This is a genomic window from Candidatus Omnitrophota bacterium (genome assembly GCA_018894435.1).
Lineage (GTDB): Bacteria > Omnitrophota > Gorgyraeia > JAHIPI01 > JAHIPI01 > JAHIPI01.
This window is the reverse complement of the sequence record JAHIPI010000002.1, coordinates 18,128-43,306: the sequence shown is the minus strand read 5'-3', so window position 1 is coordinate 43,306 and position 25,179 is coordinate 18,128. Positions and strand designations below refer to the sequence as shown.

25 protein-coding genes are annotated in these 25,179 nt (G+C 44.4%); 1 reads left to right on the top strand and 24 read right to left on the bottom strand.

Annotation, left to right across the window (positions count from 1 at the left end; genetic code table 11):
* The 24 genes from KKI13_00255 to KKI13_00140 all read right to left on the bottom strand — a co-directional run.
* A partial coding sequence (locus KKI13_00255) for a glycosyltransferase (GenBank protein ID MBU4487487.1) occupies positions 1-589 on the bottom strand: 589 nt, incomplete at its 3' end.
* 16 nt (positions 590-605) lie between these two features.
* On the bottom strand, positions 606-1,724 hold the full coding sequence (locus tag KKI13_00250) for a glycosyltransferase (GenBank protein ID MBU4487486.1): 1,119 nt from the start codon (positions 1,722-1,724) through the stop codon (positions 606-608).
* 1 nt (position 1,725) lies between these two features.
* Positions 1,726-2,907 (bottom strand): glycosyltransferase family 4 protein, encoded by a 1,182-nt coding sequence (locus tag KKI13_00245; protein ID MBU4487485.1) that lies wholly within the window; start codon positions 2,905-2,907, stop codon positions 1,726-1,728.
* A 14-nt stretch (positions 2,908-2,921) separates the two neighbouring features.
* The gene (locus KKI13_00240) at positions 2,922-4,028 is read right to left on the bottom strand and encodes a hypothetical protein (protein MBU4487484.1); all 1,107 of its coding nucleotides are present in this window, start codon (positions 4,026-4,028) and stop codon (positions 2,922-2,924) included.
* Between the two features lies 1 nt (position 4,029).
* Positions 4,030-5,247, bottom strand: coding sequence for a glycosyltransferase family 4 protein (locus tag KKI13_00235; GenBank protein ID MBU4487483.1), 1,218 nt, complete (start codon positions 5,245-5,247; stop codon positions 4,030-4,032).
* Position 5,248: 1 nt separating this feature from the next.
* Positions 5,249-6,232, bottom strand: a complete 984-nt coding sequence (locus KKI13_00230; GenBank protein MBU4487482.1) for an FkbM family methyltransferase — start codon at positions 6,230-6,232, stop codon at positions 5,249-5,251.
* Entirely contained in the window at positions 6,225-7,064 is an 840-nt protein-coding gene (locus tag KKI13_00225) for an FkbM family methyltransferase (protein ID MBU4487481.1), read from the bottom strand. Before KKI13_00225 ends, KKI13_00230 begins: the two co-directional genes overlap by 8 nt.
* Positions 7,064-8,110 (bottom strand): radical SAM protein, encoded by a 1,047-nt coding sequence (locus KKI13_00220; protein MBU4487480.1) that lies wholly within the window; start codon positions 8,108-8,110, stop codon positions 7,064-7,066. Before KKI13_00220 ends, KKI13_00225 begins: the two co-directional genes overlap by 1 nt.
* Positions 8,085-9,824, bottom strand: coding sequence for a hypothetical protein (locus KKI13_00215; protein ID MBU4487479.1), 1,740 nt, complete (start codon positions 9,822-9,824; stop codon positions 8,085-8,087). The genes KKI13_00220 and KKI13_00215 overlap by 26 nt, the downstream gene beginning before the upstream one ends.
* Before the next feature lie 72 nt (positions 9,825-9,896).
* Positions 9,897-11,003, bottom strand: coding sequence for a DegT/DnrJ/EryC1/StrS family aminotransferase (locus tag KKI13_00210; protein MBU4487478.1), 1,107 nt, complete (start codon positions 11,001-11,003; stop codon positions 9,897-9,899).
* A gap of 19 nt (positions 11,004-11,022) precedes the next feature.
* Positions 11,023-11,244: a hypothetical protein gene (locus KKI13_00205; protein ID MBU4487477.1), complete on the bottom strand. Its 222-nt coding sequence runs from the start codon at positions 11,242-11,244 to the stop codon at positions 11,023-11,025.
* Positions 11,245-11,959: 715 nt separating this feature from the next.
* Complete coding sequence (locus KKI13_00200; protein MBU4487476.1) at positions 11,960-12,748, bottom strand: glycosyltransferase; 789 nt, start codon at positions 12,746-12,748, stop codon at positions 11,960-11,962.
* An 8-nt stretch (positions 12,749-12,756) separates the two neighbouring features.
* Entirely contained in the window at positions 12,757-13,383 is a 627-nt protein-coding gene (locus tag KKI13_00195; GenBank protein MBU4487475.1) for a class I SAM-dependent methyltransferase, read from the bottom strand.
* A gap of 9 nt (positions 13,384-13,392) precedes the next feature.
* The gene (locus KKI13_00190; GenBank protein ID MBU4487474.1) at positions 13,393-14,331 is read right to left on the bottom strand and encodes an SDR family oxidoreductase; all 939 of its coding nucleotides are present in this window, start codon (positions 14,329-14,331) and stop codon (positions 13,393-13,395) included.
* Positions 14,328-15,275 carry an SDR family oxidoreductase gene (locus KKI13_00185; protein ID MBU4487473.1) on the bottom strand — a complete coding sequence of 316 codons (948 nt, stop codon included), beginning with the start codon at positions 15,273-15,275 and terminating at the stop codon, positions 14,328-14,330. Before KKI13_00185 ends, KKI13_00190 begins: the two co-directional genes overlap by 4 nt.
* 7 nt (positions 15,276-15,282) lie before the next feature.
* Positions 15,283-16,590 (bottom strand): nucleotide sugar dehydrogenase, encoded by a 1,308-nt coding sequence (locus KKI13_00180; GenBank protein ID MBU4487472.1) that lies wholly within the window; start codon positions 16,588-16,590, stop codon positions 15,283-15,285.
* Entirely contained in the window at positions 16,568-17,512 is a 945-nt protein-coding gene (gene rfbD, locus KKI13_00175) for a dTDP-4-dehydrorhamnose reductase (GenBank protein ID MBU4487471.1), read from the bottom strand. Before rfbD ends, KKI13_00180 begins: the two co-directional genes overlap by 23 nt.
* A 61-nt stretch (positions 17,513-17,573) precedes the next feature.
* Complete coding sequence (gene rfbB / locus KKI13_00170) at positions 17,574-18,557, bottom strand: dTDP-glucose 4,6-dehydratase (protein ID MBU4487470.1); 984 nt, start codon at positions 18,555-18,557, stop codon at positions 17,574-17,576.
* Between the two features lie 2 nt (positions 18,558-18,559).
* Positions 18,560-19,291 carry an NTP transferase domain-containing protein gene (locus tag KKI13_00165; GenBank protein MBU4487469.1) on the bottom strand — a complete coding sequence of 244 codons (732 nt, stop codon included), beginning with the start codon at positions 19,289-19,291 and terminating at the stop codon, positions 18,560-18,562.
* Complete coding sequence (locus KKI13_00160; GenBank protein ID MBU4487468.1) at positions 19,292-19,738, bottom strand: dTDP-4-dehydrorhamnose 3,5-epimerase family protein; 447 nt, start codon at positions 19,736-19,738, stop codon at positions 19,292-19,294. It abuts the gene before it with no gap.
* Positions 19,738-21,030: a UDP-glucose/GDP-mannose dehydrogenase family protein gene (locus KKI13_00155; protein MBU4487467.1), complete on the bottom strand. Its 1,293-nt coding sequence runs from the start codon at positions 21,028-21,030 to the stop codon at positions 19,738-19,740. The genes KKI13_00160 and KKI13_00155 overlap by 1 nt, the downstream gene beginning before the upstream one ends.
* A 28-nt stretch (positions 21,031-21,058) precedes the next feature.
* The gene (locus KKI13_00150; protein ID MBU4487466.1) at positions 21,059-22,078 is read right to left on the bottom strand and encodes a glycosyltransferase family 2 protein; all 1,020 of its coding nucleotides are present in this window, start codon (positions 22,076-22,078) and stop codon (positions 21,059-21,061) included.
* A 2-nt stretch (positions 22,079-22,080) separates the two neighbouring features.
* Positions 22,081-23,172: a DegT/DnrJ/EryC1/StrS family aminotransferase gene (locus KKI13_00145; protein MBU4487465.1), complete on the bottom strand. Its 1,092-nt coding sequence runs from the start codon at positions 23,170-23,172 to the stop codon at positions 22,081-22,083.
* On the bottom strand, positions 23,169-23,930 hold the full coding sequence (locus tag KKI13_00140) for a glycosyltransferase family 2 protein (protein ID MBU4487464.1): 762 nt from the start codon (positions 23,928-23,930) through the stop codon (positions 23,169-23,171). The genes KKI13_00145 and KKI13_00140 overlap by 4 nt, the downstream gene beginning before the upstream one ends.
* 76 nt (positions 23,931-24,006) lie before the next feature.
* Between KKI13_00140 and KKI13_00135 the strand changes: the two genes are divergently transcribed.
* On the top strand, positions 24,007-25,170 hold the full coding sequence (locus KKI13_00135) for a glycosyltransferase family 39 protein (GenBank protein MBU4487463.1): 1,164 nt from the start codon (positions 24,007-24,009) through the stop codon (positions 25,168-25,170).
* The last annotated feature ends 9 nt before the right edge of the window (positions 25,171-25,179 follow it).

Genomic DNA, 25,179 nt, shown 5'->3' with positions numbered 1-25,179 from the left:
GTGCTGTGCAATCTTTATCGGTTATGAATTTGTCCAGATCAAATCCCAAAGGAATAAGTGCGATTTTACCATCATCACTGATAGATAAATAGTCCTTTATCTCCTTTTTCTGCCTTTCGCTTACAGTTATTATCTTATCGGTAAAACGTGCCAATATCTTTTCTATGCCTATAAAAAACCTTGTCTTTTGCTCGCTGAAGTAGCTGTGAAATACATGGCCGTGGAAAGTATGTATTATTACGGGCGCTCCGGCCGCCTTTGCCGCAATCCTGCCCACGGTCCCGGCCTTTGCCATATGCGTATGGACAATATGCGGCTTTTCCTTTTTTATGATACTATAGATCCTGCAGAAGCTTACCAGGTCATTCCAGATGCTCAGCTCCCTCCCTATTGCCGGTATCATGACCGGTTTGACGCTGCTTTCGGCGGCGATATAGCTCATATCGCCTTCCGCTTCGGATAACGACCCTGTAATAAGAACGCAATCAAAGTTCTCTTTGGCCAGTTCCGAGTTAAGGAGTACTGCCTGCCTTGCCGGCCCGCCTATATTCAATCTTGTTATTATTCTCAATACTTTTATTTTTGCCACGTTATCTCATTTTCTGTCATTGCGAGCGGAGCGAAGCAATCTCTTTATAAAGCTTCTCAGTTTCAGCTACAGTTCTTTTTATATCAAAGTTTTCTTTAATGTAACTTTTAGCGTTTTCACCCAGCCGCTTCCGTAATACCTCATTTTTCATTATCCGCTCTATCGCCTCCGCCAAGGCCTTTCCGTCTTTAGGTTCTACTAAAATACCATTTTTATTATCGCACACTACTTCCGGTATCCCGCCAACTCTAGTCGCTATTACTGGCAACCCCGCTGCCATAGCTTCGAGAAGCGCGTTCGGCATTCCCTCCCACAAAGATGCCATCACGAAAGCATCTGCCATACTTAAAAAATTCGATACGTCTTCCCTTTCGCCGGCGAACATCACTTTACCGGAAACGCCCTTATGCGTGATTTCTGCCTCCAGCGCTTTTTTATAATCTCCTCCGCCGACGATAACCAGTTTCACATCCTTGCCCTTTTCCTGCAATACCTTAACCGCATCAAAAATAAACGAATACCCTTTTACGGGCCTGAGATTACCGACTGACAGGATTAGAAATTCTCCGGGGGCTATGCCCTCTTTGCCTCTAAGTTCATCTTTCCTGCCGCTCTTATTACTATTATCAAGTTCAAGTCCGTTATATATGATTCTTACCTTAGCTTCTTTTGTCGTCCGTTTGTTTATATGTTCCTGCGCCACTTTTTTAGATACTGCCGTAACGGCATCCACAAGGCCGTCAGTAGTCCTTAGCAATATCTCGCGGAAGCCGCTTCCTACGTCAACGCTTCTCAAAGAAGAGACTATGGCCGGCACCCCGGATATCCTGCCGCATATCCGACCGGCAAGATCAGCATGAAAGAGATAATTATGCAAAATAGCCGGTTTTTCCTTTTTGAGAATGGCACATAGCTTTATAAGGCCTAAAGGGAAGTTGTACCATTTTACATCAAGATTTATAACCCACACCCCGATATCTTCTATCCCTTTTGCCACTTTGCCTTTTGACTTAAGTGAAATGACAAAATGGTCATATAGCTTTCTATCAGAATTGCGCAGGACCTTAAGAAGCATAAGCTCCGCTCCGCCTATATCAAGATCCGTTATTAAGTGTGCGATTTTTATTCTTTTCATATCAGTTAGCAAGTGTTTTATATAATTCAGTATAACGGCCTACTACCAAATTCCAGTCATATCCCTTTGACGCTGAAAGCGCATTTTCCGAAAGCTTCTTTTTGAGCGTCTCATCGGAAACCACTTTCATGATCGATTCGGCTATGCCCGCGGCATCTTTTGCTTTGCTTTTCAAGCCGTTTATGCCGTGGTCTATCATTTCGTTGACTCCCGGAGCATCCGTAGTCACGATCGCAAGACCTGCCGCCATGGCTTCTATCAAGACCTTGGCGAATAATTCTATGTATGTCGGAAAAACGAATATATCGGCCGCTTTGTAATAACCAACCAATTCCTCGCTCGGTATCTCAAGTCCACCTGTCGGCGAAATCTTTGCCTTGACTTCTTTAACAATAAAATAGCCGCCTAAACCTTCCTTCTGGGCTTCTTCTTTTATTTCGCTGCAGTTTTTACCGATCAAAAGCCATTTAAAATTCGCATATCTTTGGCTCAGTATCAGGGCTACCGGCAAAATTTGATCAAAACCTTTTTTAGGATGATTGCGGCCCACGGTCAAAAGCAATTTCTGTCCATCGCCTATACCTAATGCCTTCCTGACTTCGTCTCTCGTTCTGGTGTTCTGAAACTGCGCGCAATCTACGCCGTTAGGTATGACGTTTATCTTCTCTGCGGGCACCCCTAACGACAAAAAGTCCTCTTTCATGGATCTGCTTGCGGCTATTAGGGCGCTGAATTCTTTGTATTTCTCCCTCACAACTTTATCCACACCCCTTCTTAATCTGTAGCCATATCTAAGTGATGGATAGACCTGTATGTCTTCGCCAACGCAGCGCAAGATGCATGGGATCTTATTTCTATTGAAAAAATCGACCGCCGCAGCACCAAGCGGGTACCCTATAGTCACCTGCCAGAGGTCAAAACCGTATTTCTTCTGAAGGCTGGATAGCTTTCTTTCGACATATAGTTTCCCGAGTGAAAAATTAGCCAATAAGAACCTCGTGAGCATCGGATTTAATCTTTCAACCCTATATTTAAAAAGGTTATCGAATTTTTTGCCGCGCGATGGCGTAATGATCGCCACGTAATGGCCCTGTTTCGTAAGCTCCGTAGCCATGTTGTGCGTAAAGGCCTCAGCGCCGCCTATTTTGGGTAGATAACTTGATATTAAATATCCTATCTTCATAAAATCTCTTGTGTCTATTTCAGAATGTCCATCACTTTATCACAAAACTCCAACCTGCCGTCGCCGTATAGATAATATTCGTAAGTCCGCTGGGACTCTTTGCTTATCCTTATTATCCTATCCTCGTCTTTCAGAAGTGTTCTCAATTTATACTCAAAATCCGAAAGGTCCCAGGCAAAACTCACGTATGTCTTCTCGTCCTTATATAAAGGCGGCCATGTCTCAAGATGCGACATGTCCTGTTTATAAAGTAGCGCGCCGTTTATGATGACCTCAAAGTCGCGGCAGCTTATCTCGCCAAGTCCGAAAGGGCTAACGCCTATCTTAGAATTTTTTATTTCCCTAAGATATTCCTTCCTTGATATTTTTGCCGTATTTGTTTTGAAGTTTTTATCCAGTGCCTTTGTTATTAGCTCTCGCTGATACCGAACGGTATCCCGCTTATGCGCCAATCCGATCCTGCCAAGAACATCGTTGCTGCGCCTCTTATCCGGTTTGACAAATTTGACGCGATAAGGCATTTCAAATGGCAAATGGCATTTGATCTTTGCGAGTAAGCCGCCATATGTATAATTATAGCTGCCCCATTCATTCATGGCGCTGCTCCACGAAAGGTACAGCTTGGCTGCATATTCCTTTTTGAGTGTTGTGGCTGTTGCCTCCGTCAGATCTGCCTGCCCTCCGGCCGCTCGATCATCTTCTATCCCAAATCTTTCATGGTAATAGTCAGTAAAAATTCTGTGCCCGTAAAAAGCTTTTTCGTATAATGATCTATTCCGCAAAAGCTGTCCTTTGTAATATCTGTCTACGAACGGCATAATATTAAACTGCGTAGTCCCGGTGCTATCGGTCGTGTCAAACCAGATTACTCTACCGATATTCTTTTTAAATAAAGACATCGTATCGTATAGCTCGTTCTGCTGGCGGGGGTACCATTCCCTGAAAAACTTGCTATTTATAAAAAGGCAGTCGCAGCTATAAATCTTCTTGCTGACCGTTTCATAAAAAGAGAACTCTATGCCGTGCGAGCTGAAGAAACGTCTGTTAGCCAAAAAGGGATACAGAAAAGCAATAGAATTGGGCGACGCATAAGTAGTCAATATGTGAACTTTTCGTTTCATGTTATCCGGCTAACTCCTTTAATAAACTGAAATAGTGTTCGTCTAAGACTCGTGCCGAGCATTGGGACAGAATCTCTTGGCGCTTTTTGCTCAATATGCCGGGAGTTATAGCAAGTGCCCTTTGTATCTTTTCGGCAAATTCCCCGGCATTTAAGCTGGAAATATACCCGTTCTTGCCGTCTTCTATCCAGGAATCCGTCACGCCCTTTATACGGTTAGCCACTACTGGCAGGCCGCATGCCATCGCTTCCAGCATGGGGGTCCCGAGCGCTTCGGTGGTGGTGGGAAAAAGATATATATCGGACATCTTTAAATATTTATCCACATTTTCTATAAACTCGGACTTTAATTCCACTCTGGATTCAAGGCCGTATTTTCTTATCTTTTCTTTTATTTTTCCGAGACAATTCTTGTCCCGTTCAAAAAGCGGCCCGCTGTCAACCACCGGACCAGCCAACACAAGTTTAAACTTCTCGGGCAATTCTCTCAGGACATCCAGAAGTAAGATCTGGTTTTTGCTCGGCCTGAATTTTGCCACGTAAACCAAAAGTATATCATCCGGCCCGAAATGCGTATATTTCTTGCGGAAAGCAGCCTTATTTTTTTCATCTACGAAGAATCTTGATTCATCTACCGGATTGGGCCTGCACCATATGCTATCTTTATAGCCGTAGCTTTCGCACATATTTTTCAGCATATCCGATATGCAGACGATGGGCGTTTTTCCCGGAAACCTGCCGCCCAATATGGCGCGCAAAAAGAATGGCTCGTAGTGGTGCGGGGTATCCACCTCATTACAAAGTTCTACTATAAACGGCTTTTTGAATGCCTTCGCAAACGTTACCGTAGCCGCCGTTACCCAATTCTTCCCGAATATATGAATAAGGTCGAATCTTTTACTATTAGACGCAAGGTATTTCCATGTAAGCACGGCTTCTGAAAGATAATCACACCCGAGTTTCAGCTTATTCGTAAAAGTAATTGCCCCCCTCTTCTCATCCGTAGCCAGTGGGAAAGGCTTTCGGGCTATCCTGGTCACCCGGACGCCGTCTATATCATATATGGCGGACTTATTATAAGTGACTGAGCTTGTCAGCACCTCAAAGGCTATCGGAAACTTTTCCGCTAGCCTCTTATAGGTAGTACGCGCCCTTATGCCTGAACCTGCATATTCAGGCGGATACTTACTACTGACAACAAGGACATTTATAGGTTTCATCTCAATCCTTCTTCAGGAGGACTGCCCTGACGCCGCCGGTATTGCATATAAAATTGACCGCATCATCCGGAGAAATCTTCTCGTAGATGCCTCGGTTCACCCTATCGGTATCGATTACTAGCTTCGGTTTATATCCTCTTTCTTTGATTTCTTTAACATTAGGCGCGCTTTCGTCGGTCGAGGTTATGGCTGCCGGAATATATCCGAGGCCAAACAACGCCTTCAACCTGCTTTCAATATCATGGCCACTTGGGTCGTATTTCGCAAAATGGGTCTCGAATAAGATATCGGGATAGATTTTAAAATCCCGCACTGCACGCAAGATGCCCTCGAGTACCTCGACTTCGTGGCCTTCTATATCCATCCTTATGAACTTCACATCTCTGTTTTGATTAAGTACGGCGTATACGTCCACGGTTCTGACATCTATAAACTTTTCTTCAGCAGATCTCTTGGCGCCTCCCTTGTAATGAACGGGATTAAGCGTATGAAGATTGGACTTCGATGATAAATAGAAACGGCTCGTCCCCGACCTATTCGAAAGAGCGGCATTGTTGACTTCGACTTTATCGGTCAGGCCATTGGCCGCGATGTTTCTGTTTAATAAAAGACAATTATCGCTTGATGGTTCATAAGCGATTATCCTGCCGGAAGGTCCGATAATACCTGCCTCCAGAAGAACATAATAACCTATGTTAGCGCCTATATCTAGAACCGTTGAACCCCTTTTTATATTATCTTTGACAAGATGCATCTGGTCTTTCTCGCGGCTGCCGTAGACAAAAAGTGCCTTGGATATGCCTTTATCTTTGAGGTCGACATACATAGGATAGCCGTTTACCACAAGCTTTTTGTATCTTTTTGTCCATCCAAACATGATCCCGTATAAGTACCATACAAGCGTCCTCGCATATATCCTGAAAGTACGAATTAGGCCGTAATGTTTAGCTAAATCCAGATTTTTACGTAAAATGCCCCTAGCCATTGTCAATACTCCCTGTTTTCTTAGATAATATATATTCGCCAAAATCGAGTTCCGATACTTTTTCGCCGTTGCAATTATGGGCAGTATATTGCAGGCTATTTATCAACTCTAAAACTTCAGCGGCAGAAGAGCCGAATAGGCCAAGCTGCTTAGGATGGACGCTTAAAAATATCACGGGCGAATACCTTTTTATTGCTTCATAAGCTCCTTTTAATACACAGTATTCCGCACCTTCAACGTCTATCTTAATGACCTGCGGTTCAATATTATTCCAGCGAACAAAATCGTCCAGCGTCACCTGCTCTCTGTACACTCTTTTGTATAACCAGACATTCTTTTTGGGATGGAGCGAATTCATGGGGTCCGTCTTCTTATTCTCGTAAAACAGCTGCTCTTTTTTACTCTCTTCACCTACCAAATACGGAGCTATAATCGCATTACTAACATTGTTATACTTGAAGTGGCGCATGAGATACTTTCTGTTCGCGGCTCCCGGCTCAAAGGCATAGACCCGGCCGTCCTGCCGGATGGCTTTTGCCGCAGGTATCGTGTAAAGGCCTATATGCGCGCCCACATCGAATACAATCTTTTTGTCTCTGCAGCAGTCGATCCACTTTCTAAATCCCGCATTATGCTTATCGCCGAAACCATCGTAGCCGCGTAACGCAAAAATATAGTCCAATCTATACTTACCTGCCCCGCCTATATTCACATCGACGCCTTTCCTTGTAAAGGGGAATATAAAAATCTGATAAACCCCTCTTACTAAGGACTTCAGCAAAAAATTTCTTCTTATAAAATCGGCCAGTTTTGAATTTGCTAAAGGTCCCATTAATGCCCCCTCCTTATGCACTTTGCCAAAGACCATATCGCAATCCTAGACTTTTTGAGGAAATTACTAAGAGGCGCGTAGTTGGAGCAATTTCTGCAAATGGCCGGCATGTTGCCCTTCTTCCAGTTCTCTCTCAATTTCCTTAATTTATCGCCTTGCCAGAGGCCTATTAAGTCATTATCGCTTATATTCCCTATCACCATTTCGTAGTCAAAGTCCCTGCAGACGCAGAAATTGACATCGCCATTGGCAAGCACGTTTATCCTGCGGTATAATTCGGCGCATGGCTCAGACCTATCCTTTTTACTTTCCCGAAACTTTGTATCCTTCGGCAGGTCTTTTTCTTCTATGACGCCGCCCCAATTATCGTAGCCCCGGTCATTCGGCAATTTGGTTATCTTCTTTTTGTCGATCATTTTTGAGACCTTATTATAATCGGCAGAATTATATAAGTCGAAATTTTTATCGAATCTCAGAGCCAGGATTATATTAACAGGATTCGCGAGCTTCTTATTCGTCTCTAGTAATTTCATAAGGTTCTTAAACACGATGTCGTATTTGTCGGCCCCGAAAAGCCTGGCATACATTTCCTTGGAACCTATAGCAGTGGATACTGATATGCGGCTAATTCCGGAAAGCAGTAATTCCGTTATATCAAATTGGTCAAGATTAATAAGATTAGTATAAAAGAATATATTTCCTATGTTAGGGTAGTTCCGCGCTATTTTGACCTTCTCTATTATCGTCTTATCCATGAGCGGCTCGCCTATCGTCGGGGTAAGGGCCATCCCGCCGCCGCCTAAAAAGCTGTATTCCTCCACCGCCTTTTTATAAAGCTCGAGAGGCATGACCTTCTTCGCCGTTTTCGAAAACCTGTACGCGCAGAAAGGGCATGCGGCATTGCACAGATTCGTCGGCTCCACTCCGAAATTTAAGAATCTCTTTTCTAGAACTGATTCCAAAAAACGAAGTTCTTTCTTCGTGACCGGTATCAGCTTATCAGCCGTCTTTAGGACCGCTTTATTGATTTTTCGCGCAAACGACATATGCCATGTCCTTTTTACTGCTATTTTTTATAAAAGTATCTATTGTGACCAGAGTCAATATGAGATCAGAATGGTCGGCCTTGCCTGCAAGGTGTCTCCCCAGATAGCGCTTTATCGCATCCATGTCGAAGAATCCTAACGTATTGAGTGCTTCTGAGTCTGTCAGCGCCCTTACTATCGCCATTATCTTTCCACTTTGTTTTATTATATCCGCTTTAACGGGCCATGACCTATCGGCCTGACTCGGCGGCAAGGATGCCGATAAGCCTAATTGCCTTAATATCTTATTGGCGGAAAGTTTGGCCGTTAGCATAAGATCAGAATCATAAATATTAAAGTTCGTATTCGCGCTCTTTATCCTGTAGAAATCTTCGCTCAATAACTTTATCGCGTCGGTAAATATCTTCTTATTAAGGCGGCTTTCCGGAGGAAGTGATAGATAAAAATCGAATAATTCGTTGTCAAAGGCAGCCGTCCTTTCTTCGACAGCGGTTCGCATACTGCACAGATTAAGAAATGTGTAATGTCTGGAGAGATTATGCATGACGAGATATTCCCACAGATCATGCGGATCGTTAGCGCAGTCGTTCCCCCCTTCGACGACCTTTGCCGCTGATGCCACAAGTGAGCCACGCATCCTCTCTTTTTCTTTATGAGTCACAAGCGATAGGGGATCTACCGACTTAAGGCGATAACTTATTTTAGAAAGGAATTTGCTCGTTACGTCCTTCTCAATGGGTATCCTCTTTTTTAAATATGTCTTCTTGTTTAAGATCTTAACGGTCTCGTAAGGTAAATACTTACCCTGAAACATATAATCAAATCCGTGGCCATGAAAAAGTACATCGGCCTTGGCCCTAAATTCTTCATCAAAATCCAAAAAGTGGGCGTGTATATACATATTCATCCCGCCACCCAGAAATACAGCTTCTTCCAATATACTTGCGTAATGACCCTCTTTTCTTTTTATAAACGAGTGGGGATATTTCTTTGCGTCTGCCAACGCCTTTGCCACAAGATATTCGTTATTCTTATACGGCCCCAGCGTAATGCACTCCACTCTCTTGTCTAAAGCTGCCAAGACCAGTCTTGAATCAAGGCCGCCGCTCAATAGTAAACCGTACCGCTTGCCGTCGCTGGTCCTTCTTAAAATGGCCTTGCGAGTCAAATCGGCCAGCATCCGGCTAGTCTCAGTAGGCGTTCCCTTGCGTTTCTGGAAATCCGGCCGCCAGTATCTGACGACATCCAAACTGCCGGTTTGCATGCTAAAAGTTAGGATGGAAGCCGAATTCAAATATTTTGTTCTGGAGTCATAAGTTTTATCCCCAAGAAGTCTTTGTAAATATATAAACTCGTAAAAGGCTTCCTGATTTATTGCAAAGTCGCGCTTTTTGCATAACTCGCGCCAGATATCCGCATAATTTACGGAAGCGACAAATTCTGTTTCATCAAAAAAGTAATAAACGGGTATTGACGCAAATCTGTCGCTTGCTATACTAAAGATACCCGTCGCTCTGTCATATAATATAAAAAGGAAAGAACCATCGATTTCGGAGACAAAAGACCTGTCCATGCCCCGTTTTAATATTTCGCCGGCGATTATGCCGCTATCCATCCTCTCGCGATATATGGGTGAGCCGAGTATTATGAGCGTCTTACTCTCTGCCTCGCACATAAAAGGCTTCGGATGGAGATTTTCCTCTTCGACAGCCAATCTCCACTCTCCCGTATTTCGATCTTTTGAAAGCCTAATTTTAAATCTATATATACTCATGTTTTACCTGAATTAAGGCCTGATAAATGCCCTGATCTTCTCTATGATATAGTCCTGGTCTTTTTCGCGCAGTTCCGGGAAAAGCGGCAGCGCTAGCGTCTCAAGTCCGGCCTTTTCTGCCTCGGGAAAATCGCCGTTTTTGCATCCAAGGCCTTTATAGCATTCCTGTAGATGGAGCGGAAGGCCGTAGTAGACTCGTGCCTCTACGCCGTTTTTATTCAGGAACTCGACAAGGCCGTCCCTTCTTCTTGCTTCAACTCCTATTACATATAAATGATAAACGTGCTTTCCGTCTTTTTGGATGCGAGGAACGGCAACCAGATCTTTCAGTGCCTTATCATACTTTTCCGCCACCCTCCTGCGCTTCTCGTTCCATTCATCAAGTTTAGTAAGCTTAATGGAAAGAATGGCGGCCTGAAGATTGTCGAGTCTGCTGTTAAAGCCGATTATCGAATGGCGATATTTGGCTACTGTGCCGTGGACCCTTAATATCCGTATCTTATCCGCAATATCCTGGCTATTGGTAGTGACCATGCCGCCGTCTCCGAAAGCGCCCAAGTTTTTGCCGGGGAAAAAGCTCAAGCATCCGGCATCGCCGAAGCTCGCTACTCTACGGCCTTTATAAATTGCGCCTATCGCCTGCGCGGTATCTTCTATCACTTTTAGCTTATATCTGCCGGCTACTTTTGATATAGAATCCATATCGCAAGGATTGCCAAAAAGATGTACAGGAACGAGCGCCTTTGTATTTTTGGTAACGGCTTTTTCTATCTTTGCAGGATCTATATTGCAAGTCAACGGCTCTATATCAACGAATACCGGTCTTGCGCCGACACGTGATATCGCCTCCGCTGTAGCAACAAATGTAAAAGGCGTAGTTATAACTTCGTCGCCTTCTTTTATGCCGAGCGCGGTGAGAGCGAGAATAAGGGCGTCTGTTCCTGAATTTACTCCTACAGCGTATTTCGTCTGGCAATATGCGGCTATTTCCTTTTCAAATTCTTCCGTTTCTTTGCCGAGTATAAAACTGCTCGTTTCGGCAATTCTGCGCATAACGCGGTCTATATCGGTCTTGAGCTCCTCATATTGAAGGCTCAAATTCATAATTGGTATCTTCATGCTTGTCCTCTCTATTAAATTATTTACCGTTTAGCATTATACTTCTGTGCTTATTTAGCTTGCGGCGGATATAACCTTTCTTCTCCAGAGAAGAAAGCCTGTCAAGCGCGACTTTGTAAGAAGTTATGCCGCAGGCTTCCTGTATTTCGCGGACATAAGGGCTCATATTATGCTTGCCATAATAGTCCCTTATGTAGTTATATACCGTAGACTGTCTCTCGGTAAGCGCGTATTGTTTCATATTTTGCCACCCTCCATTACTATGATTATAGTATTATATTGTCAATGACGTTCTTGCTGTGGGGTATACATAAGTAGGTAGACAAGTATTGGAAATATTACCATATTTGAGCGGGAAAGGCAAGGAAATATGTATTATATGGAATATTGACATTTCCACTGGACGAATAAAAGGAATCCGGTATTTTTCTCCGCTCGGGGTCGATTTCTTTACGGCGAAGGTCTTTCGTAACTCGGTGGCTCAGAACTCGCCCCGATGGGCTCTCCATCGGGGCTCAGACAGCTTCGCCATTCCGACATTGTCCCCCTCTCGGGGGACGTCGGGATTCCCTCGTTACTCAAGCTGCTTCGCCTAAAATCGACACTCGCTCCGAAAAACACCGGCTTCCTTTTCTAAAGCAGCGTTAGTGCCATAATAATGGTGATACCTCTCCGAGCGAATAAAATTTTAGCCTCGAGCCAGACAAAAATCGGTTTATAAAAGGGCGCTTGCTGTTCGCCGAAGGCGATTTCGCCGACCTGGCAATGATACGTAGGAGGCGAAATGAGGCGGCACGGCAGTGCCAGCCGAGTTCAAGCGCCCCCGATTTTTGGCGCCAGCGAGAGGCGTTAAGAAATTTTACCTGAGCTCGGAGAGTATCACTATTATTATGAAGACAACCACAAAGTTGAGCAGCACTTGAGAGGGAACTCGGAAAATGTCAAAATGGCGGGTTTTACAGCACCAGGGCGTGGCGGCGAACGTCGCAGGGGAGCATCCCTTTCCACTTCTTCTGGAATATGGCGCTATTTTTGTTATATAACTTGAGGTCGTTCGGGACAAGGTTTTTATAGAAATCGGAGCGCCGCGTGGTTCCGCCGTTCCCTACGTGAAACGCCAGAACATTAACGGCGACATTTCTGTATCCTGCCTTTATGCTGGCAAGCGAAAAGTCCATGTCATAGAAATGCATCATGCCGTATACTTCGTCCAACACTCCCGTCTTTTCGATCAGGCTTTTTGTAAAGACGAAACATAGCCCGTCTATTACGGCAACGTCGGCCACGGTCTCCTTCATCGGTGGGTTGAGCCCTATGCTTAAGAGATTATGCTTAAGTGTATCTTCGTCGCAGCCAGCGTCTTTGCGTATATACTGACGCCCGGCCAGGCAGACTATGCCTATTTTGGGATCCTTTTCCATTATAGATATTATCTTTCCGAGCCAACCGGGCTCAAATATTACCGCATCATTATGCATCTGGCATATGTATTCGTATTTGGCGGCCCGAATTCCCTGGTTTATTGCCAGTATTGGCCCGAGATTGGTGTCGTTCGGAATATATTTCAGGTCAATCTCATTTGCAAGTTCTGCGCAATACTCCTTTGTCCCGTCGGTAGATCCGTTGTCCACTATGACCAATTCATAAGGCGTATCGGTATTTTTGCGTATATAATCAACCGAGATCCGCGTAAAACCTAAAAGATTACAAACCGGTATGACTATGCTGGTTCCTTTTTCTGTCATATAAATCCTCAGGCCTTTCCTGTTATTATATATTGTTCCGTCAATAAGTGTATGGCGCGCTTTCCGAAGATCTTTCCAAGAAATTTCTTAACGCGCGACGCCCTTATATATCTCTTCTCATCCGAAATCGCATATCCCGCGTCAGAAAACATCTTCCTCATCCCTTCAATGGTAAAGAACCTCAGATGCGTCCTGTCCAGTATGCCCGAATCCTTATAATCCCACCTGTCATTAAGAAGCCCTTGTACAACGCTGTAATGCGAGATATTGGGCATGCTCGCTATGCACAGTCCGTCTTTTTTTAGATATCTCTTATGCTCTTTTAACACCTTCCACGGGTCCTTAAGGTGTTCCAGTATTTCGCCGTAAACAATGCAATCGAAATGACCGTCTTTAAACGGAAGTTTAACGCTCTCGACATCACCCGCTATAAGCACGTCCAGATTCTTTCGCGCCATTTCTAGAGCAGCCTCTTCGGCCTCAAATCCCACTACTTCGACAGGGCCCCTTATTTCCTTAATGCGCTTGCCCATGAGCCCGAAACCGCAGCCCACGTCAAGTATACGCTTTGCCTCCATAGGTATCAGCGCGATAATATCTTCTCTCTCACTTCCGTAGTAACCGTCGTTATCCATATCTTTTTGCTACATATAAGTCGCTTTAAACCACTCTATGGTCTTCGCAAGCCCTTCTTCCAATTTTATGGTCGGGTTCCAACTTAAAAGCATCCTTGCCAGTGTTATTTCCGGCTGGCGGGTCTTGGGGTCATCTATGGGAAGAGATTCAAATATTATTTTGCTTTTTGACTTCGTTAAATCTATTATGACATCCGCGAGCTTCAGTATTGTCATCTCCTCGGGACTTCCAATGTTTACCGGAGTATTGACGCTTGAATTCATAAGCCGGTATACCCCTTCTACAAGATCAGAGATATAGCAGAAGCTGCGGGTCTGTTTTCCGTCGCCGAATACAGTTATAGGCTTATTATTCAGTGCTTCTTCTATAAATGCCGGTATGGCGCGGCCGTCCACTTTCCTCATCCTCGGCCCGTAGGTATTAAATATCCGGACTATCTTAGTGTCTAGGCGGTGTGTTCTGTGATATGCCATGGTTATGGCTTCGGCAAAGCGCTTACTTTCGTCATATACTCCGCGCGGGCCGACATTGTTGACATTGCCCCAATAGCTTTCGGGTTGGGGATGCACTGCCGGGTCGCCGTAGATTTCGCTTGTCGATGCAAGGAGAAATTTTGCCCCCTTCTCTTTTGCGACGCCCAGCGCATTATGCGTGCCCAAAGAACCCACTTTTAACGTTTGAATAGGAAGTTTCAGATAATCCACGGGGCTTGCGGGAGAAGCAAAATGCAATACGTAATCGATATTGCCTTTTATATCTATATATTTTGTGACATCGTGCTCTATAAATTCAAAATGTTTATTCTTAGAAAGATGCGATATGTTTCCCATAACGCCTGTTATGAGATTATCCATACAAATTATTTCAAAATCGCGCTCCAGCAAAAAAGTTGAAAGGTGCGATCCTATGAATCCTGCTCCACCCGTTAAAAGCACTCTCTTTTTCATCGCTTTTTCCCCGTATCCTCTCTGAACCAATTCAGCGTCCTTTTAAGCCCCTCTTCAAACTGGACTTTAGGCGTAAGCTTCAAAATACGTTTCATCTTTGTAATGTCGGCTATCGTCTTTCTGACGTCGCCCATCCGCGCCTTTACATATTCCGGCTTGGTCTTTTTCCCCAAAAACTTATCAAGGTATTTTATGATATCTAAAACTGAATACGATTTATTGCACGCCACATTAAATATTTCACCCGCCGCATTTTTTGCCTTGCAAGCGGCCAAATTGGCAAGAACGACATTTTCAACGTAAGTAAAATCTCTCGATTGCTTGCCGCTGCCTTCAATTATGGGCGCTTTATTGGAAAGCATATGCGATATAAAAGCGGGGATTACAGCCGAATATTTGGACTCGGGGTTCTGCCGGGGCCCAAACACATTAAAGTATCTTAGCGAAACAACTTCAAGGTTGAATGTCTTTGTAAATGTGTAGCCGTAATATTCGCCTGTCAGCTTTGAAACCGCATAAGGTGAAATAGGCCGTGGAATAAAATTTTCCTTTTCAGGGAAAATTTTACAATCGCCGTAAACGGAACTACTGGAGGCATAAACGACCCTCTTTACGCCGGCTTCTTTCGCTGCTATAAAGATATTTAAGGTGCCGTTTACGTTTATGTCATTAGTAAGGACGGGGTTATCGACGGATTTTGGCACGCTCCTGAGGGCTGCCTGGTGCAGCACATAATCGATGCCCTTAACAGACTTTCTGACGGCATTTATATCCCTTATATCGCCTTCTATAAGTTCTATGTTCTTTAAAAATGGCGCAAGATTCTCTCTCTTGCCCGTTATAAAATTATCCAGAACCCTGACCTTGTGATTTCTTTTCGCCAATTCTTCTACTATATTTGAACCTATGAATCCGGCGCCGCCGGTTACAAGATATTTTTCCATTTTACCCCTAAAGTACCAATATATTTTTTTCCTTTATGCCTCTTGCCGCAAAGGCATTTCTTGTGTCAAATACAAGTTTTGCGTTATGCTGTATCTTTTTGTAATCAAAGCTTGTGTGGTCTGTAGCGAGTACGACACAATCTTGTTTTCTAATAAATCCGCCTTGTAGTGGCGCTGACTTAAACGGTTTTGAATCCAGCATGATACGCGAGGCGTGCGGATCCGAATACGTGACGATAGCGCCTTTTTCCAAAAAGATCTTCATTATTTCGAGAGACGGCGATTCCCTCAAATCATCCACATCTTTTTTGTAGGCAACGCCCAAAACCAGCACTTTACTCCCCATGACCGCTTTTCCTCGATCGTTAAGCGCGTTCATAACGCACTGCACGACATACCGTGGCATATCTGAGTTCACATGATCCGCCAGCTCTATAAACTTAGCGTCAAAACCGTAAAGCTTTGCCTTCCACGAAAGATAGAGGGGATCAATATTAATACAATGGCCGCCGATACCGGGCCCGGGATAAAAAGGCATAAAGCCGAAAGGTTTTGTCTTTGCCGCATTTATAACCTCCCACACATTTATATGCATCCTTTCGCACATCCGGGCGAGTTCGTTGACCAGGCCTATGTTAACGCTTCTGAATGTATTCTCAAGAAGTTTTGTCATCTCCGCTACTTTGCTGGAAGAGACAGGTATCACCTCGTCCACTATCTGATTATAAAGGAGCTTTGCGGCTTGAGTTGAATCCCTTGTCACGCCGCCGACTACTTTAGGGATATTGTTTGTGGTGTATATTCGATTGCTGGGATCTACTCTTTCCGGAGAAAACGCCAAAAGAAAATCGCGGTCAATTTTATAATTTTTCTCTTTAAATTTAGGCAGCAATATTTCCTCGGTCGTCCCGGGATAAGTTGTGCTCTCCAATATGTAAAGTTGATTTTTGCGCCTATTTTTGATTATCCCCGCGATAGCCGAGACTATAAACGATACGTCGGGTTCTCTGGTCTTTCCGAGAGGTGTGGGCACGCATATCACTACGGCGTCCAGCTTTTTTACCACCTTATAATCGTCGGTAGCATTTAAAAGCCCGCTCGACACAAGCCTCTCAACCTTTTCCGAGGGCACGTCTATTATATAAGACTCTCCTTTTTTTATAGAACTCACCTTCTTTGGGCCGGTGTCTATCCCGAAGACCTCGAATCCTTCTTCGGCAAAGGCCACCGCGAGAGGCAGCCCGACATAACCCAATCCCACAATACCTATTTTTGCCGTCTTATTTTCTATTTTATTTTTTAAAATTTTGTACATGGTCTTTTGCCTCTTTCTTTAAATCTACCAAAAGATACTCTTCTAAAGCGGCCTCCCAGCTTCTGGGGGTCTTGCCTGCAAACGCGGCATATTTATCTATGTCCAATATCGACACCTTGGGCCTTGTTGCGGGCCTGTCAAGCTCTAACGAGGTGATCGGCGTTATCTTTGCATCTTGCTTTCTTCCGAGCCGTAAAATCTCCTCGGCATATTTATACCACGAGCAGCTGCCGCTATTTGAAAAATGGTACACTCCTCCGGCAGTATGGCCTTCGGTAGGCACAGCCATCAACTTAATAAGGGCATTGCATAGATCCAGCGTATAAGTGGGCGAGCCAAATTGGTCCACGACGATTTTGAGTTCTTCCTTTCTCTCTGCTTTGTCCAGTACAATATCTACAAAATTTTTCCCGTATTTTCCGAAAAGCCAGCTGGTCCTCACTATAAAGTACTTATCAAGCTCTTTTCTTATAAAGGTCTCGCCTTTTAACTTGGATAATCCGTAGGTATTTACGGGGTGCGGCATATCGTCTTCCTTGTAGGGGCTCGTCTTATCTCCGTCAAAAACAAAATCGCTGCTTATATAAATAAGGATACTGTTTACTTCTTTTGCGCCCAGTGCCACATTGTGAGTACCCTCGGCATTTATCTTCATCGTCTTTTCCTGGTCAAGCTCGCAGCCGTCGACATCGGTCCAGGCCGCTGTGTGGATTATAACCTCCGGCTTCGCCTCTTTTATCATACGGATAGTAGTGGGCCCGTCGGTTATATCGCATTTTGAAAATCTCTTTCCGTCATGCCGAAAATTTTTCTTCTCTTCAAGATCAGTGCGGTAGACATCGTAGAGATCACCTATGAAAGAGACCATATCCATGCCCAACATTCCGTTAGAACCCGTAACAAGAACTCTTTTTTTGTCCATAATCATGGTCAATGTATTGTCATTGCTTCGGCACTTCGTGCCTCGCAATGACGGTTATAACTCACGACCCGCACTTGACTTCAGCGCGTTTCTTCTTAAGCGGCTCCCACCATTTCCTGTTATCCGTATACCAGTCTATGGTGCTCTTTAACGCGTCTTCAAAATCATGTTTAGGCTGCCACCCAAGGCCCTTTATTTTGGCGCTTTCGAGCGAATATCTCCTGTCGTGGCCGGGGCGGTCTTCCACAAATTCTATCAAGTCGTGCGGTTTTTTAAGATAATCCAGTATCTTATGCGTCAGGTCTATGTTGCATATTTCGGCGCTGCCCGAGACGTTATAAACCTCCCCTACTGTGCCCTTATGAAGCACTACATCGATCGCCTCGCAGTTATCCATTACGTACAACCAGTCTCTCACATTCATGCCGTCGCCGTAAACAGGAAGTTTTTTGTTGTCCAACGCGTTGGTTATAAAAAGCGGTATTATCTTTTCCGGATATTGATACGGCCCGAAATTATTGGAACTTCGGGTTACCACTACGGGAAGTACGTATGTAGAATAAAACGAAAGCGCCAGGAGATCCGCCCCTGCCTTGCTTGCCGAATATGGGCTTCGAGGGTTGAGGTTGCTGTGCTCGGTAAAACTGCCTCGCTCTATGCTGCCGTATACTTCGTCGGTACCTATCTGGACAAATTTGGAGACGCCCAGTTCTCTCGCGCATTTTAAAAGTGTCAAAGTGCCGTGGACATTAGTCTTCACGAAGCGGTTAGGGTCTTTAATAGACCGGTCCACGTGGCTTTCTGCGGCAAAGTTTACTACTGCATCGCACTCTTTTATGGCTTCGTTCACTGTCCCCGCGTCGGCGATATCGCCTTTTATCGATTTATAACGCGGGTTATCCTTTATATCGGCTAAATTCTCAATATTCCCGCAATAAGTAAGCTTATCAAGGTTTGTGATATGGTAATCCGGATATTTCTTCAGCATATGCCTTATAAAATTGGAGCCGATAAAACCGGCGCCGCCGGTAACAAGGATCTTCATACTCAATTACCCCTTCTCTTCTCTTTTTTCGCAACAAGATCATTTGCTTTAAGCAGCGAGTCAAACGTGCCGGAATCGGTCCACCAGCCGTCTAATATATCGTAATGAAGCTCGCCCAGTTTGAGGTACGCGTTATTCACATCAGTGATCTCAAGCTCATTCCTCTTTGACGGCTTAAGGTGTTTTGTTATCTCGAAGACCTTGGAATCGTACATATATATCCCCGCCACTACATACTTTGACTTTGGATTTTTCGGCTTTTCTTTAATGGATACTATCTTTTTATCCTTTATTTGGGCCACGCCGAACCGCCACGGGTCATCCACTTTCTTGATAAGTATCCTGGCGCCGTATTCCTGCTTTGCGAAATTGTCCACGTATTTCTTTATGGACTTCTCTACTATATTATCTCCGAGTATGACCACAATTTTCTCGCCGTCGGCAAAATGTTCCGCCAGTTTAAGGGCATCGGCGATTCCGCCTTCCCCTTCCTGGTAAGTGTAATTTATATGCTTTAACCCGAAATGATGGCCGTTGCCCAAAAGCCTTAAAAATTCCCCGGCGTGATTTCCTCCGGTCACAAGCAGTATATCCTTTATGCCGGCCTCCACAAGAGTCTCTATGGGATAATAGATCATCGGTTTTGAGTATATGGGAAGAAGGTGCTTATTTGTTATCTTAGTAAGGGGCTTGAGACGCGTCCCCAATCCACCTGCCAATATCACGCCTTTCATTTATTTCCTCCAATCGTACGGAATATCATTATCGTACGCATCCGTCCTGTATTCATCCGGATCCTTGTGATTATACGGCTCTGTCACCATATTTATAACCAACGCTTCTCCGCTGCCTACGCATTTAAAACCATGATACACCGAAGGCGGGATCTGGACCAACATGGGGTCATCAAGGCTTATTACGAATTCATTCACTTCCTTGTAAGTCTTCGAATCGGGCCTCGCGTCGTAGAGCGCAAGCTTCATTTTCCCGTTTACACAGGTAAAATTGTCCGTCTGAATTTTATGGTGATGCCACGCCTTTACTACGCCGGGATAGGCCGTCGTTATATAAACCTGGCCGAACTTCTGAAAGATGTCCTCGTCGGCCCTCAATATTTCCATAAGCCGGCCTCTATCATCCACATTCACCTTAAGTTTTTTTACCTTTACGCCGTCTATCATCATAATCGCCCCACTCCTACATATTTGAAGCCCAATCTTTTAACCATATCGGGATTGTATATGTTCCTGCCGTCTATTATAACCGGTTTATTCATCAGCTTCTTGACTTTCGCAAGGTCCATCTCTTTAAACTCATTCCAATCTGTAATTATGACGAGCGCGTCAGCGCCTTTTACGGTACTGTAGGCGTCATTGCAAAAGATTACGCCATTGATAAGCTTTTTGGCATTCTCCATTGCCTTGGGGTCAAATGCCCTTATCTTCGCCCCGTCTTTCTTCAGCATATTTATTATATCAATGGAAGGCGCGCACCTCATATCGTCTGTGTCGGGCTTAAAAGAGAGGCCCAGTATGCTGATGGTTTTAGCCTTCAGGGTACCTAATGCGCGTTTTATCTTTTTCGCGAAAAGTATCTTTTGCTCTTCATTGACTCTTTTTACCTCTCGCAATATACCAAAATCATATCCCAGTTTTTCGGATATACTGATAAACGCGTCGAGGTCCTTTGGAAAGCAGGAACCGCCGAAACCGGCGCCGGCATTAAGAAATTTCTCGCCTATACGTTTGTCCATGCCCATGCCGCGCGCAACATCCAATATGTTGGCTCCGCTCTTCTCGCATATATTACTGCACGAATTTATAAAGGATATTTTAGTCGCTAAAAATGAATTGGAGGCGTGCTTTATCAGCTCGGCGCTCTCTATATCCGTCACAACCATCGGCGCTTTAAGTGCTGAGTATAAATCGGTAAGCGTGCGTTTTGCCTTTTCGGTCCTGACGCCAAGGACAATTCTATCGGGATGCATAAAATCATCTATTGCCTGGCCTTCCCTTAAAAATTCAGGGTTTGAGGCGACATCAAATTTTATCTTTTTCTTATTGTTGGCTGTAATGATCTCTTCTATTCTCTTTCCTGTATGGACGGGAACGGTGCTCTTTTCCACAATAAGCCTGTAAGCGCTCATGCAAGCGGCGATTTTCCGCGAAACGTCTTCTATGTGCGAGAGGTCCGCGTCGCCGTTTTCTTTAGGCGGAGTGCCTACGGCTATAAATATTATCTCTGTCTTTTTTACAAGCGCGGCTATATCTGTAGTAAAAGTAAGCCGGCCTTCCCTCAGGCCGTCTTTTACAATGCCTTCCAATTTCGGTTCGTAAATGGGTATAATGCCCTTCTTTAAGGATTTTATCTTTTCTTCGCTTATATCCATGCATACGACGTCGTTGCCTAAATCGGCGAAGCAAGCCGCCGTAACAAGTCCTACATATCCCGCGCCTACCACTCCTATCTTCATATCACCTTTCCGTACTTGCCCCGCAGCATTACAATGCGGGGTAAACTACTTCTGCCCCATGCAGATTCTTAAGCGATCTCAATGTCTCAGCAATTGGGAGGGAGTCGCTATATATAGCGTCGAACTTCTTCTTTCTCTTTAGTATCCTGAAAATGCAATTTGTCCTGAAAAACGGCTTATTTAGGTAGAACAACTTTATATACGCATGGACCGGTAAGTTTATATTTGCGCCTTTTTGCATAAAGACCCATATCCAGTTTCTCTCCTGCGCGTTCCGATAAGCGTTTTTATCGAGGCCGAGGGTCTTTTCGCTTCCCGTAAGTATATAAAGAAACCTTTTGGATTTGCCAAATTCGTCGTAAAATAGCTTCTGGTTCTTCTGGAAAAGTTCGTCGAAAAATCCGGTCCGCTTAAAAGAGGAGTGTTCCAGATGAACAACATAAGCGCCTTGCGCTATCGCTATTTTGTACCCGCGCCTTATGGCCCTTACAGAATATTCCGTATCCTCAAAATACCCGGGGCCGTAACCTTCAGACCAAACGCCTATATCGTTTATGACTTTTCTCTTTATAAGAAAACAAAATCCTATCGCGGCCGCCGTCTCCAGATACTTCCCGTTTCCCTTTTGATATGCTTCGGCCGCGACATCATCCCATGACCTGCCAAGCGGCTTTTTAGCGCCGTAATTGCTTAAGGGATTAACGACCGCGATCTTTTCATCCGACTCTGCTATCTTGACCATTTCCGAAAGCCAATGGTCCGTCACTATAGTGTCATTATCTAATATGCATACATATTCGGCATCGGAGGAGCGGATACCCTGATTGGCGCCTTTGGAATTACCAAGGTTTTCTTCATTACGGATAAGCCGAACTTCTACGTCTTTTCTTTTAGCCAGATCCTCCAAGTAGGCCTTTGTCTCTTCGTTGCTGGCATTGTCCACTATTATAAGCCGGTAAGGAAAATCCGTGTGGCGTATGACGCTATTTACGCACTGCTGGGTAAGCTCCTTCATGTTCCAGACCGGTATGACTATATCGCAGCGCATCTCTACCAGCCCTTCTTTATCGTCTTTACCACTTTATCTACATCATCGTCGGTAAGCCCCTGATGAAGGGGTATTGATACGTATTTCGGCTCCACTTCATTCATGGCCGGAAGATCTAATCGCTTGCCGCCGAAAATAGGATAGACGTCACATCTTACGTGAACCATATGTGTCTCTATGTCGCTTGCTTTCAGCATTTTTGTAAAATCGTCGCGGCGTTCCACTAAAGTTGTAAAGAGCCAGTTGCCGCTTTCTCTGTCGGGCTTCTTTTCAAGCAATGTCAGGCCTTTCACATCTTTTAGTGCCTCGCGATAACGTTTTACTATCTCCCGCCTTCTCGAATTTACCTTCTCAAGGTCATCCAGCTGTATGGAAAGCATCGTAGCGGTAACGTCATTCATATGGTACTTAAACCCCGCTTCCTCCACTTTAAATTTCCAGTATATGTCGCCCTTGAAGTCCCTGTCTATGCCGTACCAGCGTAGTAGTTTTCCGCGCTTGTAGTGAGCATCGTCTTTGCAGGTCAAAATACCGCCGTCCACCGTTGTGATCTGCTTTATCGCCTGAAAAGAGAAACACGTAAAATCGCTTACCGCCCCTATGTATTTCGCCTTATACTTTGCGCCCAAAGCATGTGCGGCATCCTCTATGACCGGGACTTTCGCTTCTTTCGCTATAGCCAATATCTCGTCCATATCGCACGGCTCACCGCCCCAATGCACCACCATAATGGCTTTTGTCTTCGAGGTAAGTTTCTTTTTTATGTCTTTAGGATCGATATTAAGCGATGACTTTTGTATATCCGCGAAAACGGGTCTGGCCTTTTCGTAGAGTATCGGCATATTCGTCGCCGAGCAGGTCATGGGGGTTGTTATCACTTCGTCGCCTTCTCCCAGATCGGAAAGAATAAGCGCAAGGTGCAGGGCCGAAGTGCATGAATTCAAAGTCAGGGCGCCGAATGTATCGAACATCTTTTCAAACTTCTCCTCCACCTTATCAACGTGAGGCCCTTGCCCTATCCAACTCGTCTTAAGTATCTCGGTAAGAGCGGGCGCGACTTTCTCGGAAACATAGGGTTTAAACATCGTTATCATATTTTTATCTTCTTTCCATGGGGATTAAATATGCTGAACTTCGCGAGCTTCATCTTCTGTAGTATAAATTTCACCCCGATCAGTAATATTCCAATACCGTATACGACGGAGCGGCCAAACGATATGGATGATGCCTCTTTGTTATAATTCGTCGGACAAGTGACTTCGCCTATCCGGTATCCGAAATATGCCGCCTGCATCAACATTTCGTTATCGAAAATAAAATCGTCTGAATTTTCCAATAGCGGCAGATCGAGCAGTATTTCTCTCGTAAACGCCCTGTAGCCCGTGTGGTATTCGGAAAGCTTCTGGCCGGTTATTAAATTATCAAAAAATGTCAACGCGCGGTTTGATATATATTTATACAGCGGCATACCGCCTTTTAGCGCCATCCCGCCCAATATGCGCGAACCAAGCGCTACGTCAAACATACCCGATGTCAATAGCCCCGCCAGGGTCGGTATCAATTTTGGCGGATACTGATAATCGGGGTGAAGCATAATGACGATATCCGCCCCGCTTTTTAACGCCTCTCTGTAACAGGTCTTCTGATTACCGCCGTAGCCTTTATTGATATCGTGTATATAAGTCGCTATACCTAATTCTTTTGCCTTAAGAACCGTGGAATCACAGCTCCTATCGTCAACCAAAAGGACCTCATCAACTACCTCTTTAGGGATCTCCTTATAGGTCTTATCCAAGGTCCTTTCCGCATTATATGCGGGCATAACGACTACGATCTTCTTATCAGCAAACATACAAGCGGTTATTATACACTTTTTCCTTGTTTTTGTATAGTGGAAAATATATAATCTACCCTAAAAGAGGCAAAACATGCTTTCAGCGCTTAATAGGGATAATAAGATCTTAATATTGGTAATAACAGTATCCTTAGGCATAAAGCTAGCCTTATTAGGCTATGGCATAGCTAATGTCCCGTCTTTTATATCAATGCCGGATACCCCTACCTATCTCGAACCCGGAGTAAATTTGGTTGAAACAGGGACTTTTGCCACCTTCGAAAAATACGGGTGGGTAAAATATGAGGTGAGAAGGACACCGGGCTACCCTCTTTTTCTAGGATTTTTAAACCAAACGCTAAAAATACCGTTCAATGGTATAGTAGTCGTCCAGATCCTCCTTACTACTTTCGCCGGATACATAGTCTATAAAGCGGCTTATGAGCTGGATACTAAGATCGCGCTTCTTTCCGCATTCATATTCCTTTTTGACCTACCCGTTACCATATCGAGCTTAATGCTCTTAAGCGAATCGCTTTATGCCGTCTTTATGGCTATATTTATTTATTTTTTCCTAAAATTCCTTAAAGGACAAAAAATACATTTGCTTGCGGTATCGGCGGTAATACTTGCCGCGGCCACTTATATAAGGCCGATAAGCTACTATCTGGGTATTTGCATTGCCATAGGAGTAATACTTGCGTTTTTCCGCGGCGCGCCTAAACGGGCCTTATGGTACGGCTTTATATTCCTTTTTATTTTCTACGCATTAGTAGGGGCATGGAATTGTAGAAATTATTTTAAAGTGGGGAGAGCGGATTTCACTACCATAGACAATATAGACCTGCGGGATATGGGCCTTCTGCACAGATATACGCGGCAAAGTGAAGCGGTGCGTTCCGAAACCGGGCCCCTTCTATTTTATATAAAAAATACCACTAAATCATTTACAAACTTTATGACGAGGCCGGGAACACTGAAATATCTTAGAAACATACCCCTTAAAGTCGCTTCAAAAATATTCGGCTATCCGTGGATAATAGCATTAATAATAGGATTATTTTTTGCCCGATATAACAATCTTCCGAAGGTATTTCTACTTCTTACAATCATATACTTTATCGTCGTCTCGGTGGTAGGCGTGGGCCTCTGCAACGGCTCAAGGTTCAGGGTCCCCATCATGCCCCTAATCTCCATCCTCGCCGCCAGCGGATGGATAGCTATATATTCAAAGATTAAAAAATGGGGGCAGCGGTAGCTGTCCCCA